Annotated in this window: 16 protein-coding genes and 1 riboswitch; of the genes, 2 read left to right on the top strand and 14 right to left on the bottom strand. The window is 73.7% G+C overall.

All coding sequences use genetic code 11. From position 1 onward, the window contains the following. Nucleotides 1-31: 31 nt before the first annotated feature. Nucleotides 32-2,929 carry an aminomethyl-transferring glycine dehydrogenase gene (gene gcvP, locus E1265_RS06540; protein ID WP_132929264.1) on the bottom strand — a complete coding sequence of 966 codons (2,898 nt, stop codon included), beginning with the start codon at nt 2,927-2,929 and terminating at the stop codon, nt 32-34. A gap of 179 nt (nt 2,930-3,108) precedes the next feature. Further along, nucleotides 3,109-3,207, bottom strand: a riboswitch (glycine riboswitch). Between the two features lie 147 nt (nt 3,208-3,354). Between gcvP and E1265_RS06535 the strand changes: the two genes are divergently transcribed. Next, on the top strand, nt 3,355-3,684 hold the full coding sequence (locus E1265_RS06535; RefSeq protein ID WP_132929263.1) for a PRC-barrel domain-containing protein: 330 nt from the start codon (nt 3,355-3,357) through the stop codon (nt 3,682-3,684). Here the strand turns inward: E1265_RS06535 and E1265_RS06530 are convergent. The 9 genes from E1265_RS06530 to E1265_RS06490 form a co-directional block, all read right to left on the bottom strand. Then, a complete protein-coding gene (locus E1265_RS06530; protein ID WP_132929262.1) occupies nt 3,681-5,039 on the bottom strand; it encodes a DNA polymerase IV in 1,359 nt (452 codons plus the stop codon). The two genes, E1265_RS06535 and E1265_RS06530, sit on opposite strands and share 4 nt — an antisense overlap. A 36-nt stretch (nt 5,040-5,075) precedes the next feature. Beyond that, nucleotides 5,076-5,591 carry a MerR family transcriptional regulator gene (locus tag E1265_RS06525; RefSeq protein WP_243740575.1) on the bottom strand — a complete coding sequence of 172 codons (516 nt, stop codon included), beginning with the start codon at nt 5,589-5,591 and terminating at the stop codon, nt 5,076-5,078. A gap of 227 nt (nt 5,592-5,818) precedes the next feature. Continuing rightward, a complete protein-coding gene (locus E1265_RS06520; protein WP_132929260.1) occupies nt 5,819-6,289 on the bottom strand; it encodes a bifunctional nuclease family protein in 471 nt (156 codons plus the stop codon). Nucleotides 6,290-6,365: 76 nt separating this feature from the next. Then, nucleotides 6,366-7,070, bottom strand: coding sequence for an FHA domain-containing protein (locus E1265_RS06515; protein WP_132929259.1), 705 nt, complete (start codon nt 7,068-7,070; stop codon nt 6,366-6,368). Between the two features lie 159 nt (nt 7,071-7,229). After that, complete coding sequence (locus E1265_RS06510; protein ID WP_347877163.1) at nt 7,230-8,009, bottom strand: DUF881 domain-containing protein; 780 nt, start codon at nt 8,007-8,009, stop codon at nt 7,230-7,232. Between the two features lie 5 nt (nt 8,010-8,014). After that, entirely contained in the window at nt 8,015-8,347 is a 333-nt protein-coding gene (locus tag E1265_RS06505) for a small basic family protein (RefSeq protein WP_132929257.1), read from the bottom strand. Nucleotides 8,348-8,381: 34 nt separating this feature from the next. Beyond that, the gene (locus E1265_RS06500; protein ID WP_165953667.1) at nt 8,382-9,305 is read right to left on the bottom strand and encodes a DUF881 domain-containing protein; all 924 of its coding nucleotides are present in this window, start codon (nt 9,303-9,305) and stop codon (nt 8,382-8,384) included. A gap of 63 nt (nt 9,306-9,368) precedes the next feature. Continuing rightward, nucleotides 9,369-11,864: a mannose-1-phosphate guanyltransferase gene (locus E1265_RS06495; RefSeq protein ID WP_132929255.1), complete on the bottom strand. Its 2,496-nt coding sequence runs from the start codon at nt 11,862-11,864 to the stop codon at nt 9,369-9,371. Between the two features lie 134 nt (nt 11,865-11,998). Further along, nucleotides 11,999-12,607, bottom strand: a complete 609-nt coding sequence (locus E1265_RS06490; RefSeq protein ID WP_132929254.1) for a CDP-alcohol phosphatidyltransferase family protein — start codon at nt 12,605-12,607, stop codon at nt 11,999-12,001. Between the two features lie 161 nt (nt 12,608-12,768). Here E1265_RS06490 and ptsP point away from each other — a divergent pair, with 161 nt between their 5' ends. After that, nucleotides 12,769-14,460, top strand: a complete 1,692-nt coding sequence (gene ptsP, locus E1265_RS06485; protein ID WP_132929253.1) for a phosphoenolpyruvate--protein phosphotransferase — start codon at nt 12,769-12,771, stop codon at nt 14,458-14,460. A gap of 22 nt (nt 14,461-14,482) precedes the next feature. On the opposite strand, the gene E1265_RS06480 is transcribed toward ptsP, so the two are convergent. From E1265_RS06480 to E1265_RS06465, 4 genes are all read right to left on the bottom strand, one after another. Beyond that, nucleotides 14,483-15,427 carry a hypothetical protein gene (locus E1265_RS06480; protein ID WP_207930976.1) on the bottom strand — a complete coding sequence of 315 codons (945 nt, stop codon included), beginning with the start codon at nt 15,425-15,427 and terminating at the stop codon, nt 14,483-14,485. A gap of 31 nt (nt 15,428-15,458) precedes the next feature. Next, nucleotides 15,459-17,477 (bottom strand): acetoacetate--CoA ligase, encoded by a 2,019-nt coding sequence (locus E1265_RS06475; RefSeq protein WP_132929285.1) that lies wholly within the window; start codon nt 17,475-17,477, stop codon nt 15,459-15,461. 333 nt (nt 17,478-17,810) lie between these two features. After that, nucleotides 17,811-18,236: a roadblock/LC7 domain-containing protein gene (locus E1265_RS06470; RefSeq protein ID WP_132929252.1), complete on the bottom strand. Its 426-nt coding sequence runs from the start codon at nt 18,234-18,236 to the stop codon at nt 17,811-17,813. 34 nt (nt 18,237-18,270) lie between these two features. Beyond that, nucleotides 18,271-18,519: hypothetical protein (locus E1265_RS06465; protein ID WP_132929251.1), on the bottom strand; the 249-nt coding region annotated here is incomplete at its 5' end.

The following is an 18,519-nucleotide window of genomic DNA, read 5'->3' as shown; positions in this document are numbered from 1 at the left end:
GTTGCGCGGCCCAGGGCGCCGAGCGCGCGGCTCAGCCCGCGTACTCGGCCACCGGCGGGCAGGAGCAGACCAGGTTGCGGTCGCCGTAAGCCCCGTCGATACGGCGTACGGGCGGCCAGTACTTGTCCCGCTGCCCGCCGTCGGCGGGGTACGCCGCCTCGGCCCGGGAGTACGGGTGGGGCCAGTCGCCGGCCAACTGCTGGGCGGTGTGCGGGGCGTTGCGCAGTGGGTTGTCGTCCTTCGGCCACTCCCCTGCGCCGACCCGGTCGATCTCGGCGCGGATGGCGATCATCGCCGCGCAGAAGCGGTCGAGCTCCGCCAGGTCCTCGCTCTCGGTGGGCTCGATCATCAGCGTGCCGGCGACCGGGAACGACATGGTCGGCGCGTGGAAGCCGTAGTCGATGAGCCGCTTGGCGATGTCGTCCACGGTGACGCCGGTGGCCTTGGTCAACGGCCGCACGTCGATGACGCACTCGTGCGCGACCAGACCGCCGGGGCCGGTGTAGAGCACCGGGTAGTGCGGTTCCAGGCGCTTGGCCACGTAGTTGGCGCCGAGCACGGCGACCTGGGTGGCGCGGCGCAGCCCCTCGGCGCCCATCAGCCGCAGATAGGCCCAGGAGATGGGCAGGATGCCGGCCGAGCCCCAGGGGGCGGCGGCGATCGGGCCGATGCCACCGCCCTCGGGCCCCGCCGTCGGCTGCAGGGGGTGCCCTGGGAGGTACGGCGCCAGGTGGGCCCGGACGGCGACCGGACCGACCCCCGGACCGCCGCCGCCGTGCGGGATGCAGAAGGTCTTGTGCAGGTTGAGGTGCGAGACGTCGGCGCCGAACCGCCCCGGCCTGGCGAGGCCGACCAGCGCGTTGAGGTTGGCGCCGTCGACGTAGACCTGCCCGCCGGCCTCGTGGACGGCGGCGCAGATGGCGGCGATGTCCTCCTCGAACACGCCGTGCGTGGACGGGTAGGTGACCATGAGCACGGCCAACTCGTCGCGGTGCGCGTCGATCTTGGCCCGCAGGTCGGCCGCGTCCACGTCTCCGTTCTCGCCGGTGGCGACGACGACCACCCGCATGCCGGCCATCACGGCGCTCGCCGCGTTGGTGCCGTGGGCCGACGAGGGGATCAGGCAGACGGTGCGCCCCGGCTCGCCGTTGGCGCGGTGGTAGGCGCGCACCGCGAGGAGCCCGGCCAACTCGCCCTGGGAGCCGGCGTTGGGCTGCAGCGAGACCCGGTCGTAGCCGGTGATCTCGGCCAGCCGGTCCTCGAGTTCGCGGATCAGCGTCAGGTAGCCGGCGGCCTGCTCGACGGGCGCGAACGGGTGCATCCCGGCGAACTCCGGCCAGGTGATCGGCTCCATCTCCGCCGTCGCGTTGAGCTTCATGGTGCAGGAGCCCAAGGGGATCATGCCGCGGTCGAGCGCGTAGTCGCGGTCGGCGAGCCGGCGCAGGTAGCGCAGCATCGCGGTCTCGGAGCGGTGCTCGTGGAAGACCGGGTGGGTGAGGTAGTCGTCGCCACGCAACAGCGCCGCCGGCAGGGCGTCCGGGGTGCTCGCGTCCAGCGCGTCGACGTCCGCGGCGTCGGCCGACACCCCGAAGGCGCCCCAGACGGCCACGAGGTCGGCGCGGCCCGTGGTCTCGTCGCAGGAGATGCCGAGGTGGTCGGCGTCGGTCTCGCGCAGGTTGACCCCGGCCGCGCGGGCGGCCGCCGCGATCTCGGCGGCCCGGCCCGGCACCCGGGCGGTGACCGTGTCGAAGAACGCCTCGTGCGTGATCTCGACGCCGCCGGCGCGCAGTCCGGCGGCCAGCAGCGCGGCGTACCGGTGGGTGCGCCGGGCGATCGCGGCGAGACCGTCGGGGCCGTGGTAGACCGCGTACATGCCGGCCAGCACGGCCAACAGCACCTGGGCGGTGCAGATGTTGCTCGTGGCCTTCTCGCGGCGGATGTGCTGCTCCCTCGTCTGGAGCGCGAGCCGGTAGGCGGGCGCGCCCTCAGCGTCCCTGGAGACGCCGACGAGGCGACCCGGGAGGCTGCGGGCGTAGGCCTCGCGGACGGCCATGTAGCCGGCGTGCGGGCCGCCGAAGCCCATGGGAACGCCGAAGCGCTGGCTGGAGCCGACGGCGATGTCGGCGCCCAGGTCGCCGGGCGAGGCGAGCAGGGTGAGGGCGAGCAGGTCGGCCGCGACGGTGACCACGGCACCGAGCTCGTGCGCCCGCTCGATCAGCGCCCGGTGGTCGCGCACGGCGCCCGAGGCGCCCGGGTACTGGAGCAGCACGCCGAACACGCCGCGCTCGGCGAGCTCCGCGGGGACGCCGGCGTCCAGGTCGGCGACCACCACCTCGACGCCGGTGGGCTCGGCCCTGGTGCGCACGACGGCGACGGTCTGCGGCAGGCAGTCGGCGTCGACGAGGAAGACGCCGTCCTTGACCTTGCCGACCCGGCGGGCCAGGGCCATGGCCTCGGCGGCCGCGGTGCCCTCGTCGAGCAGCGAGGCGCCGGCCGTGGGCAGCCCGGTCAGGTCGGCGACGACCGTCTGGAAGTTGAGCAGCGCCTCAAGGCGGCCCTGGGAGATCTCCGGCTGGTACGGCGTGTAGGCGGTGTACCAGGCCGGGTTCTCCAGGACGTTGCGCAGGATCACCGGCGGGGTGAGGGTGCCGTGGTAGCCGAGGCCGATCATCGAGCGCAGCACGGTGTTGCGCCCGGCGAGCGCGCGCAGTTCGGCGAGGACCTCCGCCTCGGTCGCGGCGTCCGGCAGGCGCAGCGCGCCGACGCTGCGGATGGCCTCGGGGACGGCGGCGGCGGTCAGCTCGTCGAGCGAGCCGAAGCCGACCTGGGCCAGCATCTTGGCCTGGTCGGCGGCGTCCGGGCCGATGTGCCGGGCGGCGAACGGGGTGCCACGCTCGAGTTCGGTGAGCGGGGTGCGGGAGACGGTCATGGGTGGAGGCTCCTCCTGGTCACGGCGACCTCGGGGGTTCGGGCGGCGCTGCCCGACCGGCCTCCCCCTCTGTCATCCGGCCATGTCGCCCGGACCTGAGAGCTTCGCCCGGCACTGGCGTGCCAGGGCTTGCACCGTCGGTGAGGGCGGCCGGCGGTCGCCCTGCTTTCCAGAGTGGTTTCGCTCGCGCGGTACGTGGGCCTGAGAGATTCCGGGGAGGATTTGCTCCTTCGGCGCCCGCCGTCAGCTCGACGACGGGACTCTCCCGCGCGGGGTCGTCAACCGCCTTCGAGCCTACCAGCGGACGCCTTGCCCCGTATGCCCCGTGCACCCGCCCCGGCGCTCGACTGGCCGACGACCGGATTGTGCCGTTTCGTAGGAGATGGCGCTCCTCGCCGGACGGGCGGGGAGCAGTGGGAGGAACCATGCAGACCGACATCGACCCACGCAGCCTGATCGGCCGCAAGGCGTTCGACCGCGAAGGCACCAAGATCGGCACCGTGGACGAGGTGTACCTCGACGACGCGACCGGCACCCCGGAGTGGGCGGCCGTGCGGACCGGGATCTTCAGTCGGGACGCCTTCGTCCCCCTGGAACCGAGCGAACTGGTGGACGACACCCTGCGGGTGCCGTTCGACCGCGCGCTGATCCGAGACGCGCCCGACTTCGGGGTCGGCCGCCACCTCTCGCCCGAGCAGGAGCTCCAGCTGTACCACCACTACGGCCTCGACGTGCCGCAGGAGGATGGGGCCTAGCCGGCCTGGGCGGTTCCGGCGTCAGCTTCGGCATCGGCATGGGTGACCAGCGGCAGCGGATCCGAGTGGCTGAGCTCCGGGTCGTCGAGGCGAAACGTTCGAGCACGGCCCGGCGGTGAGTCGGGGCGCTCGAAGCGGACCGTGACGCGGCCGACCCCGCTGCCCTGGATCCAGCCGGGGCCGTGGCGGGCGTGGGTCACGTCGAGGCCGGGGAGCCAGCGCCGCTCGACCGGCGCCTCGGCGGCGACCGCCACCGGCGCCCCGGGGGCCGGCTCCGGCGGGGCCGCCTGCGCGAACAGGTCCTCCTGCGTGAAGTCGGCGAGGCCGCTGACGCCCACCCCGAGCAGCCGCACGCCCTCCGTGGTGTCCACGCCGTCAAGCAGCCTCCCCGCCGCCTCCGCGATCACCACCGGGTCGTCCGTGGGGCCGCGCAGCGTCTCCGAACGGGTCAGGGTGGTGAAGTCGTACCTTCTGACCTTCAGCACCACGGTGCGCCCTGACCTGCCGGCCGAACGCAGCCGGCCGACGCAGCGGTCGGCGAGCCTGGCGACCTCGAACCTGACCCTGGCCCGGTCCGTCACGTCGGTGTCGAAGGTATCCTCCACGGAGATCGACTTGGCGTCCCGGTCGGCCACCACGGCGCGGTCGTCGAGACCGAGCGCCATCGCGTACACCGCGTGGCCGTGCGCCTTGCCGAGCAGCCGCAGCAACTCGGCCTCGCCGGCCTCCGCCGCCTCGCCGACGGTGCTGAGGCCGGCGCGGCGCAGCGTCTCGGCGGTGGCCGGGCCGACCCCGGGCAGGGTGCGCACCGGCATCGGGGCGAGCAGCTCCCGCTCTGTGCCCGGCTCAATCAGTACCAGGCCGTCCGGCTTGGCCTGCTCGGAGGCGATCTTGGCGAGCATCTTGGAGCCGGCGAGCCCCACCGAGCCGGTGAGCCCGGTGGCGGCGCGGATCCGCGCGCGCAGCTCCTCGCCGGCGCGGCGGGCGGCGGCGGACGAGGCGGGCGGCGCTGGGCCGGCCGCCAGGTCGACGAACGCCTCGTCCAGGCTCAGCGGCTCGACCAGCGGCGAGAGCTCGGCCAGCAGGGCCATGACCCGCTCGCTGATCTTCCGGTAGACGCCGAACCTGGGCACCAGGCAGGCGGCGTGCGGCGAGAGGCGGCGCGCCTGCCCCATCGGCATCGCCGAGTGCACCCCGAAGCGCCTGGCCTCGTAGGAGGCGGTCGCGACGACACCGCGCGGTCCGAGGCCGCCCACGATCACCGGCTTGCCCCGCAGGCTCGGCTTGGCCGCCTGCTCCACCGAGGCGTAGAAGGCGTCCATGTCGAGGTGCAGGATGCTGGGCTGGCCTCTCACGGTTCCGATGGTGCCGCAGGGCACCGACAGTCCGGGTCAGGAGCGGTTGCGGCGGCGGGCGAGCTCGTCGCCCGGGTGCTCCGCGGGCACTGCCTCGCCGGTGTCGACCCGCTCGGCCTGCAGCTGGGCGAGCGCGCCCTCCACGTCCCCCCAGACGGCGCCCACCGCGATGCCGAAGACGCCCCGGCCGCCGCGCAGCAGCTCCGCCAGGTCGTCGGGCGACGCGCAGCGGTAGACGGCCGCGCCGTCGCTCATCAGGGTCATCCCGGCCAGCTCGGCCAGGTCGGCGGCGCGCAGCGCCTGGACGGCCGTCCTGATGCTCTGCAGCGAGACCCCGGCGTCGAGGAGCCGCTTGACGATCTTGAGGACCAGCACGTCCCGGAAGCTGTAGAGCCGCTGGCTCCCCGAGCCGTGCGCCGGGCGCACGCTGGGCTGCACCAGGCCGGTGCGGGCCCAGTAGTCCAGCTGGCGATAGGTGATCCCGGCCGCCGCGCACGCGCTGGGGCCGCGATATCCGAGCTCCTCGGTCCTCCCCCGTCCCTGTGGGGCCACCGACTGCCGGAGGCCCGGCCTGGGCGGCGCTCCCGGGAGGGCGGAAATCCCGCCGACCGCTCTACTGTCGCCGTTACCTGTCACGCCGGCCTCCGTTCCGCATGCCCCGACTGTGCTCTCGTCGCTCACCGGCTGTCACGATGAGCACGCACACAGCGCTCCTCCCAAGACATGCCCCATTGAAGCTAGGCATCCACACTCGGCGCGTCAACGAACGCCACGCGCCGCTACTGGCTGGTGCCGAAGTCCTCGGGAGAGATCTGGTCGAGGAACTCGCGGAACCTCTCCACCTCGTCCTCCTGCTCGTCCGGGATGATGATCCCCGCGTCGTCGAGCACCGCGTCGCTGCCGTAGATCGGCGTTCCGACGCGCAGCGCGAGGGCTATCGCGTCGGACGGGCGGGCGCTGACCTCCACCCCGCTGGCGAACACGAGCTCGGCATAGAAGACCCCGTCCCGCAGGTCGGTGATGCGCACCGCGCTGAGCTCCTGCCCCATCGCCTCGAGCACGTTCTTGAAGAGGTCGTGCGTCAGCGGCCGGGCAGGGGTCATGCCCTGCTGGGCGAACGCGATGGCGGTCGCCTCTCCCGGTCCGATCCAGATCGGGAGATAACGATCACCGCCGACTTCACGGAGAAGCACGATGGGCTGGTTGTTGGGCATTTCCACCCGCACGCCCACGACGTCGAGCTGATTCACACAGCAACCCTAGGCCGTGCCCGGGGCATTTGGATAGTCGAGCACCACCAAGCGGCCCGCGCACGCCCCCCGCCGGTCAGTATCCGTGCCTTCCGACGAAGAAAACCAGCCGGTACTTGCCGATCTGCACCTCGTCACCGTTGGTGAGCACCACGGAGTCGATCGGCTCCCGGTTGACGTAGGTGCCGTTGAGGCTGCCGACGTCACTGACCGTGAAGCCGCCGTCCGGCTGGCGCCGGAACTCCACGTGTCGCCGGGAGACCGTCACGTCGTCGAGGAAGATGTCGCTCTGCGGGTGACGGCCGGCGGTGGTCAGGTCGCCGTCCAGCAGGAAGCGGCTGCCCGAGTTCGGCCCGCGGCGGACGATCAGCAGGGCCGAGCCCGCCGGCAGGGCGTCCACGGCCGCCTGGGCCTCGGCCGAGAGCGCGGGGGCCGGGTGCTGGCCGGTGATCTCGGCCTCGTAGGCCTCGAGTCCGGAGATGGAGATCGTGGAGGTGGTCTCGGAGGAGCCCTCGAGGCCGGCCCGCAGCGCGTTGCCGCAGTTGGAGCAGTACCGGCTGGTGGCGGGGTTGCGGCTGCCGCAACGGCCACAGGGCGCACCGCCGGCCGCCGGCTGCGAGCCTATGCCACCCGGCCCGGCGACCTCGTCACGGAACAACGGGCGCCCCTGCTCGGCACCGGACGCCGACGCTGGCGTGTCGCCATGCTGGCGGGCGCGGCCCCGTGCGGCACTGTGGCTGCCGCTCTGACGCCTGCCGAACAAACGAGCGAAAAAACTCACCAGCGATCCCCTCGCGCGTAGCCCGACCCGTCGGTGGGACGGGGCGGTCCATTTTCTATCACCGGCCGATTCGAACGTCGTGACAACGTCCACGGCCTTCGTTCAGTTTCCCTCACCGAGCGCCACACCGGGCCGCCGCCCCCCTGACGCCGCCTCAGGTCACGATGACGACTGAGCGTAGTCAGGCTGCTCGGCCGACCGCAAGGCGTCGACCAGAACGGTCTCCGGGCGGTCCATGGTGACACCGACCCCCTCGTTCTCCAGGGACTGCACCACTCCCCCGGGAATGTTGAGCGCCGGTTCCAGGTCCTGCGGGCGGCCTATGGCCGAGACCAGGTACGGCGCCCCGGCCGGCACGCCGTCGATGCGCACCCCGCCGTTGTGGTCCACGAAGGAGGTGTCGGCCACGATCCGCACGTCGTTGATCTGGATCGCCTCGGCGCCGGCGGCGCGCAGTTCCTGCACCGCGTCGAGCAGCATATCCGCCTCCACGACGCCCCGCGGATCACTGATCCGCAGGCTGACACCGGGCCCCTCGGCGGCCACGGTGCCGGCCAGGACGCCCAGCTGGCGCTCCCGCTCCCGGGTCTGCCTGCGGGCCTCCTCGGCCTGGTCGGAGCTGGTCTCCAGGTCGGACCGCTGGTCCTCGAGACTGGCCCGCTCCTCCTCCAGGCGCGCGGTGCGGTCCTCCAGGTCGCTGAGGATGCGGACCAGGTCCTCGGGGCGTGCGTTGCGCAGCGCCGTCTCCTCGCTGCTCGCGGCCCGCACCTGGATGGCGAGGGCGAGCCCGAGCGCGAAGAGCAGGGTGGCGGCCAGCAGTTGACTGCGGGTGACGCGGGGCGGCCAGAGGGCGTCGAGCAGCGCCCGCGGGCCGGCGGGCTCAGGTTCGGTCCCCTCAGGGCCGCCGGCCGGCTCGCTGTACGGCTGGGTGTCCGTCACCGGCCTCACGCCCCGAAGACGTGGCGCCTGATGGCCGCCGTGTTGGAGAAGATCCGGATCCCGAGGACCACCACCACGCCGGTGGAGAGCTGGGCGCCGACGCCCAGCTTGTCGCCGAGGAAGACGATCAGCGCGGCCACCGTGACGTTGGACAGGAAGGAGACCACGAAGACCCTGTCGTCGAACACCCCGTCGAGCATGGCCCGGACGCCGCCGAACACCGCGTCCAGCGCGGCGACCACGGCGATGGGGAGGTACGGTTCGACGCCGGTGGGCACCACGGGTCGGGTGAGTATTCCGGCCACGACTCCCAGGACGAGCCCCAGAACGGCGATCACGGCGGGTTACCTTCTCCTGTTGTCTCGGTCGCGTCTACTGGGACGCGGATCCGGCCCGGTCCACGGGACTGGCCGAACGTATGGTCAGGCTGGGAGCGGCGGGCAGCCGCAGCTCGTCGCGGAGCTCGGTGGCGGTGCGGACGCCGTAGTCGTCGGCGAGGACCTGGAGGTAGTGGCCCCCCGGGCCCGCGGCGAAGGCGGCGGCCAGTTCCTCCCCGTCGCCGACGGCGCGCAGCGTGTAGGGCGGGACGAGGGGGCGGTTGTCCACCAGCACCGCGTCGCCTGCGGCGCGGATCGCGGAGAGCGCGGTCAGCCGCTGGTCGTTGACGGAGACGGCCTCGGCGCCGGCCTGCCACAGGCCGTTGACGATCCACTGCAGGTCGCGGTCGCGGACCCGGCCGCCCTGCCCGAAGCCGCTGTCCCGGGGACCGCCGTCCGCGGCCTGCCCCGTGCCGTCGGCGTCGTCGACGGTGAGCTCGACGCCGGGCCCCGTGACGGCGGTTGCCCCGGCGAGCAGGGCCACGAGATCGGCCCGGGCGGCGTGGTCGTCGGGCAGGGCGGCGCGCTGCCTGGCGGCCACGTCGGCGCGCAGCGCGTCGACATCGCCCTGGAGCCGGTCGAGGCCGTCCGTGCCGGCCTCGACCCGCTCGAGCAACTCCTCACGCTCCCTGGCGACGGTGGGGGCGGCTTCCCTGGCGTGGGCGGCGCCCAGGGTGACCACGGCGGCGGCCAGCGCGAGCCCGGCGGCCAGCCACAGGCGGGCGCGCAGGGGGCGCGCGCCGTGCGCCGGCCGGGCCCCACCGGCCGCGCGCCGCCTGGCCGCAACCCGCGCGTACCCCGCGTCGAGCGAGTGCTCCATGACGGTGGTCAGCAGCGACATGGAGGCGTCGGGGCGCTGCCCGGGACTCCGCCCGGGAGGTGGTCCCGACCGGCGCGGGCCCGGCTCCTGCTGTGGCATGGCGGGCATGATTGCACGCCGCCCCCGCGGAGATCGAAACGGGCCCGCGGTCCGGGCCCCGGCTCAGCGTTCCGCGCTGTCCACGATCACCGACCAGTCGTCGAGGAGTTCGGCCGCCGTCGCGTCGTCCGGGCCCTCGGCCCACAGGTGGGTGACGGCCTCCGCCGGGTCGGGCAGCACCAGGACCCACCGGCCGTCCGGCTCGACGACCCGCACGCCGTCCGTGGTGTCCACCGACCGGTCGCCGGCGGCCTCCACGACGCGGCGCATCACCAGGCCCTTGATGGCCCACGGCGTGATGACGTCGCGCTTGAGGACGTGGGCGCGCGGGATGCGGGCGTCGATCTGGCTGAGCGACAGCTGGGTGCGGGCCACCAGGCCGATCAGCCGCGCGAAGGCCGCCGTGGCGTCGAACACGCTGGAGAACTCGGGCACGATGAAGCCGCCTTGGCCGTCGCCGCCGAAGACCGAACTCTCCTTGTGCGCGACGCGGGTGAGGTCGTCGGGCGAGGTCGTCGTCCACTCGACCTGGGTGCCGTGGTAGGCCGCGACCTGCTCGGCGATCCTGGTGGTGGTGACCGGCAGCGCGACCCGGCCGCTGCGCCGCTCGGCGGCGATCAGGTCGAGCATGACGAGCAGGGCCCGCTGGTCCTCGATGATCCGGCCCCGCTCGTCGACCAGCGACAGACGCTCGCCGACCGGGTCGAAGCGGACGCCGAAGGCGGCGCGCGCCGAGGAGACGATCTCGCCGAGCCGGACGAGCCCCGCCCGCCTCGCCTCGGCGGTCTCGGTGGGCCTCGCCTCGTTGAGCCCCGGGTTGATGGTGAGGGCGTCGACGCCGAGCCGGCCGAGCAGGCTGGGCAGGACCAGGCCGGCGCTGCCGTTGGCGGCGTCGACCACGATCTTGAGCCCGGACTCCGCGACCCCGGTGGTGTCGACGGCCCGCATGACCGAGCCGGTGTAGGCGTCGAACACGCTGGCGGGGAAGCGCAGGTCGCCGATCTCGCCGGGGAAGGCCCTGCGGTACTCCTGGCGGGCGTAGACGCGGTCCAGCTTGCGCTGGCCGCCCTGGGAGAGGTCGGCGCCGCGCTCGTCGAAGAACATGATGTCGACGGAGTCGGGGACGCCGGGGGTGGTGCGGATCATCACGCCGCCGGCGCTGCCGCGCGCGGTCTGCTGGCGGGCCACGGGCAGCGGCACGTTCTCCAGGTCGCGGACGTCGATGGCGCTGGCCTGGAGGGCGGAGATCACGGCCCGCTTCAGGGCCCGGGCGCCCCTTGAGTGGTCGCGGGCGGTGGTGACCGTGGAGCCCTTCTTGAGGGTGGTCGCGTAGGCGCTGGCCAGCCGGACGGCCAGCTCGGGGGTGATCTCGACGTTGAGGATCCCGGAGACGCCACGGGCGCCGAACAGCTGGGCCTGGCCGCGCGCCTCCCAGATGACCGAGGTGTTGACGAAGGCGCCGGCCTCGACGGTCTTGAACGGGTAGACGCGGACGTTGCCCTGGACGATCGACTCCTCGCCGACCAGGCACTCGTCGCCGATGACGGCGCCGTCCTCGATCCTGGCGGCCCGCATCACGTCGGTGTTCTTGCCGATGACGCAGCCGCGCAGGTTGGTCTGCGGGCCGATGTAGACGTTGTCGTGGACGACCGCCCGGTGCAGGAAGGCATCGGCCTTGACGACCACGTTGGAGCCGATGACGGTGTGTTCACGGATCTCGGCGCCGGCCTCGATCTTGGCGTAGTCGCCGACGTAGAGCGGGCCCCGCAGCTTGGCGTCGGGGTGCACCTCGGCGCCCTCGGCGATCCAGACGCCCGGCGAGATCTCGAAGCCGTCGATCTCGACGTCCACCTTGCCCTCGAGCACGTCGGCCTGGGCCTTCACATAGCTCTCGTGGGTGCCGACGTCTTCCCAGTAACCCTCGGCGACGTAGCCGAAGATGGGCTTGCCCTCCTTCATCAGGCGGGGGAAGACGTCTCCCGACCAGTCCACCGGGATATCGGGCTCGACATAGTCGAAAACCTCGGGCTCCATCACGTAGATGCCGGTGTTGACCGTGTCCGAGAAGACCTGCCCCCACGTGGGCTTTTCCAGGAACCGGTCGACGCGACCATCCTCGTCGACGATGGTGATGCCGAATTCGAGCGGGTTGGGAACTCGGGTGAGGCATACGGTGACGAGGGCGCCGCGCTCACGGTGAAAACGGATCAGATCGGTGAGGTCGAAGTCGGTGAGCGCGTCACCCGAGATCACCAGGAAGGAGTCACTGCGAAGCGCTTCCTCGGCGTTCTTCACACTTCCGGCCGTACCCAGTGGCTTTTCTTCGTGGGCATAGGTGAGGTCCATCCCGAGCTCCTCACCGTCCCCGAAGTAGTTCTTCACGAGAGAAGCGAGGAACTGCACCGTGACCACGGTTTCGGTGAGCCCGTGACGCTTCAGGAGCCGGAGCACGTGCTCCATGATCGGGCGGTTGGCCACGGGCAGCAGCGGTTTCGGCATGCTCGCGGTCATGGGGCGAAGCCGGGTGCCTTCGCCACCAGCCATTACGACGGCCTTCATATCGGAAGTGTCCTCCTTGGGGAGTCGACAGTCACACCGACCGCACCCGTCTGGAGGGGCCCGGGCCCGGGGTGGCTCCCCGGAATTAGCGGCACGTGCGGGCGCCAGGCCCCTGCGACACTGCCAGGGCGAGCTCAGTCGGCCGTGGGGTTCGCCCTCAGTAGGCGGCGGACCTGGACCACGTAGAGAATCCCTGCCCACCAGTACAGCGCTGTACCCCAGCCGGCGAACGCCCATCCGAAAATAGCAGCGAGTGATGCCGCCCAGCTACTTCCGTCACTGAGCAGCAGCAACGGAAAGGCGTACATCAGGTTGAGGGTGGCCGCCTTGCCCAGGTAGTTGACCTGGGGCGGCGCGTATCCATGTCGGTCGAGGACGAAGACCGTGACCAACAGCATGAGTTCGCGGGCGAGCAACACGGCGGTGAGCCAGAGCGGCAGGATGTCCCGCCAGGTGAGGCCGACCAGCGTGGACAGGATGTAGAGGCGGTCGGCGGCCGGGTCGAGGACGCGGCCGAGCGCGCTCACCTGGTTCCAGCGGCGGGCCAGCTTGCCGTCGAGGTAGTCGCTCACCCCACTGGCGGCCAGCACGAGCAGCGCCCAGCCGTCGAGGTTCGGGCCGTCGAAGGCCGGGGAGAGCACCAGCCACAGGAAGACGGGGACGCCCACCAGGCGGGCCATGCTGAGGACGTTGGGGATGGTGAGAATCCGGTGGGTCTGAACGCCTGAATCCTGGACCTCCACCCGGAAGCCTCCCGTGTTCCCCGTGTCTCCTACTGTGCGGAAGAACCCTACCGGGCGGTCAGGGCGGGGCGGCCGGAGGGGCCGAATGCGGCGACTTGGGCTTTTATGTGATGTGCGGCCCGGCGCGAGCCGGGTCCGGCGAGGCGTTGCGAGGCGGTGAGATGGAGACCAGGCTGCAGGGGGTCGGCGTCAGCCAGGGCGTGGCCATTGGCGAGGTGCGGCACATGGGCACGGCGGCGCTCGAGCCGCCCGACGCCCGTATCGAACCGGCGCAGACGGCCCGTGAGCTGGGGCGCGCCAGCCAGGCGGCGGCCGCGGTGGCCGCCGACCTGACGGCCAGGGGCACGCTGGCGGGCGGGGAGGCGCAGGCGGTGCTCGAGGCGCAGGCCCTGATGGCCCAGGACCCGGAGCTGATGAGCGACGTGGAGCGGCGGATCACCGCTGGCTCCACGGCCGAGCGTGCCGTCTACGACGCCTTCGCCGCCTACCGGGCGCTGCTGGCCGACGCCGGCGAGTACCTGGCGGAGCGGATCGCCGACCTCGACGACGTGCGCAACCGCGTGGTGGCCCGGCTGCTCGGGGTTCCGATACCGGGGGTGCCGGACAGTGACGACCCGTTCGTGCTGATCGCCAGGGACCTGGCGCCGGCCGACACGGCGCTGCTCGACCCCTCGCTGGTGCTCGGCTTCGTCACCGAGGAGGGCGGCCCGACCAGCCACAGCGCGATCCTGGCCCGGGCGCTCGGGGTGCCGGCGGTGGTCGCGCTGCCCCGGGCCCTGGAGGTCGCCGAGGGCACGGTGGTCGCGGTGGACGGCTCGACGGGCGAGGTGGTGGTGAACCCGAGCGCCGCCGAGCGGGCCGCGCTGGCGCGGGCGGCGGCCGACCGCAGGGCCGCGCTGGCGGCGGTGACGGGCCCGGGGGCCACGGCGGACGGCCACAAGGTGCCGCTGCTCGCCAACATCGGCGGCCCGGCCGACGTGCCCGCCGCCCTGGAGGCGGGCGCCGAGGGGATCGGGCTCTTTCGCACCGAGTTCCTGTTCTTCGAAGCCAAGGGGGGCCCGGAGGGGGACGGCTCGGCGCCGTCCGAGGACGTGCAGGCGGCGGCGTACCGGCGGGTGCTCGAGGCGTTCCCCGAGTCGCGGGTGGTGGTGCGGGTGTTGGACGCCGGCGCGGACAAGCCCCTGCCGTTCCTCAGCCCGGTCGAGGAGCCCAACCCGGCGCTCGGCGTGCGGGGCCTGCGCGCGCTGCTCGCGCATCCGGCCGTGCTCGAGACCCAGCTGCGGGCGCTCGGCAGGGCCGCGCGGGAACTGCCCGGCTATCTGGAGGTGATGGCCCCCATGGTCGCCGACCGGGACGACGCCCGGGCGTTCGCCGACGCCTGCCGGGCGGCCGGGCTCGCGGCCAAGACCGGCGCCATGGTGGAGATCCCGGCCGCCGCGCTGCGGGCGCGGGCGCTGCTGCAGGAGGTCGAGTTCCTCTCGCTCGGCACCAACGACCTGGCGCAGTACACCTTCGCCGCCGACCGGCAGGTCGGCGCCGTCTCCCGGCTTCAGGACCCCTGGCAGCCCGCGCTGCTCGACCTGGTGGCGCTGGCCGCTGAGGCGGCCAAGGCCGAGGGCAAGAGCTGCGGCGTCTGCGGGGAGGCGGCCGCGGACCCGCTGCTGGCCTGCGTGCTCACCGGGCTCGGGGTCACCAGCCTGTCGATGGGGGCGGCCGCGATCCCCTACGTGCGGGCGACGCTGGCCGAGCACACGCTGGCCCACTGCGAACGGGCCGCCGCCGCGGCCCGCGCGGCCGACGACGCGGCGGGGGCCCGCGAGGCGGCCCGCGCCGTGCTCGCCGCGGGCCGGTGAGACCGCCCGCCAGGCGGCCCGCCTACCACCGGAGGCACTCGGTGGGCGGCGGCTCTGGGGCGGGGAGGTAGGAGACGCCTGGCTCCGGGGGCACCGGCTCCCCCGTCGCGCCGTCCGTGCAGTAGGCGGCGAACACCTCGCCCGCAGTGAGGGGTCTGGCGCGGCGGGCGCGCAGGCTCCAGCCTCGCACCTCCTGCGCGCCGGGCTCCGCCGGGGTGGAGCGCAGGACGAGGCCGCCAGGGTCGCCCGTCGCGAAGCAGACGGCGAGCACCGTGCACAGTGCCAGGGCCGCCGGCTCCGCCACGCGCAGCTCGCCATCGGCGCCGATCTGCACCGTCAGCTCGGCGGCCAGCGGCGCGGTGTCCGGCAGCGCGGTGGCGACCAGGTGGTGGGAGCCGGGGCCGACCCGCTCGAGCACGCCGGCGAGCAGCCCGGCGGCCCGCCGGAAGGCACAACGCGCCTGCGGCGCCCCGCAGTCGGCACAGTCCCCGGCGGCCGCCAGCAGGTCGCCGCCCAGCTCCCAGGTGTCCCGCCGGTGCCGCTCGGCGCGCAGCTCGGGCAGCAGCCGGTCCATCGACTGGCCCGCGTACGGCACGGTGGCGCCGCGGGCGGCGACCTCGGCCGTGTACCGGGCGCGGCTGGCCGGACTGTCCGGTGGCAGGCCCTCCCGCTCGCAGTAGTCGGCGAAGCCGGCCGGGTCGAACAGCGCCACGCTGGTGTGGCCGTGGCGGCCGGCGAGGGAGCGCAGCAGCGCCTCCGTCGCCCGCAGATAGCCGGCGTGGTCGGCGAACCCCAGGGTCGGGCAGCGGCGCCGCAGCAGCGCGAACCCGGCCTCGTCGGCGACGACCGCGACCGTGCCGGCCGCCTCCCGCCAGCGCCCGCCCCGCGCGCTCCCCGGCCGCCGGCCGCCACGCCCGCCGCGACCGCCGCGACCGCCGCCCCTGACGCGCTTTCCGGTGTGTCCCATGACTCCCCCTCGACGGATCGGAAGCTACTGGTCACCCACCGTAGTCGCCGCCACTGACAACGGCCCGCTCACGGCCGAGGCGCTCGAAGAACCTGAGGAGTTCGACGTCGTCCACGGACCCCGGGTTCACCGTGGACTCCAGTGCCGCGCCCTGCAGCAGCCGCTTGACCGGCACTTCGAGGCGCTTGCCGGTCAGGGTGTGCGGCACCCCCGGGACCTCGATGACCTCGTCCGGCACATGGCGCGGCGAGAGGTGATCGCGGATGGTGCGTCGGATGCTCTCGCGCAGCGCGTCGTCCAGGGCCGCGCCCTCGGCGAGACGGACGAAAAGCGGCATCCAGTAGCCGCCGTCCGGCAGTTCGACGCCGACGACCAGCGACTCGCGGATCTCGGGGAGCCGTTCGACCGCCTCGTAGATGTCGGCCGAGCCCATGCGGACGCCCTGCCGGTTGAGGGTGGAGTCGGAGCGGCCGTGGATGACGACCGTGCCGCGCGAGGTGAGGGTGATCCAGTCGCCGTGCCGCCAGACGCCGGGGAACGTCGTGAAGTAGGCGTCCCGGTAACGGGCGTCGTCGGGATCGTTCCAGAAGCGCACCGGCATCGAGGGCATCGGGGCCGCCACCACCAGCTCGCCCACCTCGTCGGTGACCGGCCGGCCCTCGGGCGACCAGGCCCGCAGGTCGGTGCCGAGCCCCGGCGCCTGCAGCTCGCCCGTGTAGACGGGCAGGGTCGGCACGGCGCCGGCGAAGCAGCTGCACACGTCCGTGCCGCCACTGACGGAGGCGATCCACAGGTCGGCGCCGGCCCGCTCGTGCAGCCAGCGGAAGCCGTCCGGGGGAAGCGGCGAGCCGGTGGTGGCCACGCAGCGGACGGTGGAGAGGTCGAGGTCGCGGCCGGGGTGCAGGTCGGCCTTGGCACAGGCCGTCACGTAGGCGGCCGAGGTGCCGAAGAGGGTGGCCCTGGCGCGCTCCGCGACGCGCCACTGGGCGCCAGTGTCGGGGTGGCCTGGGGCGCCGTCGTAGAGCACCGCGGTGGTCCCGGTGAGCAGCCCGGAGACCAGGAAGTTCCACATCATCCAGCCGGTGGACGTGTACCAGAAGAGCCGGTCGCCCGGGCCGAGGTCGCAGTGCAGGCCGAGCTGCTTGAGGTGCTCGAGCAGGATGCCACCCTGGGACTGGACGATGGCCTTGGGCAGCCCGGTGGTGCCCGAGGAGTAGAGCACCCACAGCGGATGGTCGAACGGCACCTGGGTGAACTCGGGTTCGGCGTCGGCGGCGGTGAGCGCGCCCCACTCCAGGGCGCCGTCCGGCGCCGGGGTGCCGAGCAGCGGCACGTGCAGCACGGCGCGCAGGGTGGGCAACCCGGCGCGCAGTTCGGCGACGGTGGTGGCGCGCTCGTGCTCGCGCCCGGCGTAGCGGTAGCCGTCGACGGTGACGAGCGCGACCGGCTCGACCTGTTGGAACCGGTCGAGGACGCTACGGGCGCCGAAGTCGGGGGCGCAGGAGGTCCAGACGGCGCCGACGCTGGCGGTGGCGAGCAGTGCGACGACGGCCTCGGGGATGTTGGGCAGGTAGCCGGCGACCCGGTCGCCCGGGCCCACCCCGAGGTCGCGCAGGGCGGCGGCCAACGAGCCGACCTGGCGGCGCAGTTCGGCCCAGCTGACGGCCTCGGGCCGGTGCCGCTCGTCGACGCGCAGCAGCGCCGGCTCGCCGGCCAGTGTCGGGTCAAGAGCCGAACGGAGCGCGTGCTCGGCGTAGTTGAGGGTGGCGCCGGGGAACCAGCGGGCGCCGGGCATCCGCCGGTCGGCGAGCACGGCCTGGGGTGGGGTGGCGAAGCGGACGTCGAACCACTCGGCGACGGCCGTCCAGAACGCGTCGAGCTCGTCGACCGACCAGCGGTGCAGCGCGGCGTAGGAACCCTCGGGGTCCTCGGGCGACGGCGCGGGCGCGCCGTGCCGGGCGGCGACGCGGGCGTGGAAGGCCGTGAGCCGGGCACCGGCCGTCCGATCCCGCGACGGGCGCCACAGGGGCGTGGGCTCGGTGGGCGACACGGCGTGCGCGGCGGTCATGGGCGGCTCCCGTCAGGTGTACACGAACGACACGGTCACGTGGCACGTCTGCGCGAGACGATGCCAGGTGGGCGACGTGTGCACCAGGGTGGCGCGGCACGGAAGACGGCGGCGCCCCGGAACCACCCCCGTCGGTCCCGGGACACCGCCGTCATCGCGATCAGACGCCGGCCGGCCGGCGCCGGTTCGCGCTGCTGGCACCTTGTCACTCTTTCGCGACGTCGGCGCAGCGCTCCGGAGATCTTCGGCACGAAGCTGCCAACGCGGACCGCGGCCTGGACGGTTCGACGGCGAGCGGGTGGGGCGCCGGAGCCCTCAGTCGGCTCGCGGCGGGGTGGCGAGCAGCGGACCGACGCGCTTGACGAGCAGTGCCATCTCGTAGGCCACCTGCCCGATGTCGGCGTCCGCCTCGGCGAACACGGCCAGGGCGCTGCGCGCGCCGGCGGCCGTGACCAGCAGGAAGGCGTCGTCGAGCTCCACGAGGGTCTGCCGCACCTGGCCGGTCTCGAAGTGCCGGCCGACGCCCCTGGCGAGGCTGTGGAACCCGGAGGCCATGGCGGCGAGTTGCTCGGCGTCCTCTCTGCCGAGCGAGCGCGTGGCGCCTCTTGGCAGGCCGTCGGCCGCCAGGATCAGGGCGTGCCGGACGCTGGGCACGCGCTCGGTCAACTCGTCGAGGATGCGACCCAGCTGGGCCTCGTCCGGTGGGGCGCCGCCGTGGGCCGCGGCCTCTGGTGCGGTCATCGGTCCTGCCTTACGGTGCTCGCTGCTTACGGGCTTACGACGTCTCGGGACGTGAGTCGGGCGGCGTCGGTCTTGGGCGGTCGCCGGTCTGCTGGCGGCCACGCCGCCAGCCGCGTTGCAGGGAGGCCATCCGGGCGCGGACCTCCTCGGCGTCGACCTCGGGCAGCGCGTCGGCGTCCGGGTGGCCGCCGGGGCCGCCGTCGCCGGGCCCGGAGCCGCCAGACGGGGGCGCGGGACGGCGCACGCGCCGGGGCAGGCCGGTGCTCGTACGCTCCTCGGTCTC

Source organism: Streptomyces sp. 8K308 (assembly GCF_004348315.1).
Lineage (GTDB): Bacteria > Actinomycetota > Actinomycetes > Streptomycetales > Streptomycetaceae > Streptomyces.
This window is presented reverse-complemented; position numbering and strand designations above follow the sequence as displayed.